The sequence below is a fragment of the Sedimentitalea sp. XS_ASV28 genome, from assembly GCF_041224545.1.
GTDB lineage: Bacteria > Pseudomonadota > Alphaproteobacteria > Rhodobacterales > Rhodobacteraceae > Sedimentitalea.
Genome location: NZ_JBGFGP010000044.1, coordinates 1 through 281, shown reverse-complemented (window position 1 = coordinate 281; position 281 = coordinate 1). Strand labels below are relative to the sequence as shown.

Annotated in this window: 1 pseudogene; it reads left to right on the top strand. The window is 65.8% G+C overall.

Annotated elements, in window-relative coordinates:
• Window positions 1–198 (top strand): annotated as a pseudogene (locus AB9K34_RS00985) (hypothetical protein); the annotation flags it as partial.
• Window positions 199–281: the final 83 nt, after the last annotated feature.

Genomic DNA, 281 nt, shown 5'->3' with positions numbered 1-281 from the left:
GTCCTCGGCCGCTCCCCGCGCGGCAAGCTGGTCGAGTGCGGTGGCATCTGGAAGAAGCAGAACAAGGAGACCGGCGCCGACTACTACACCCTGACGATCCGCGACCACGGCTTCAACGCCAACCTCGGCAAGGCCGCGAAGCAGGACGATCTGTCCCTGCAGGCCGTCATCCCCTGGGGGCCGAAAGACGCCGCGTAAGCCAAAGGCCAGACCGCTTCGGCGGTCTGGCTATCTCTCGTTCTTGGGTGCGCCTGATGGGCGGGCCCAAAAGCCGATGTTCG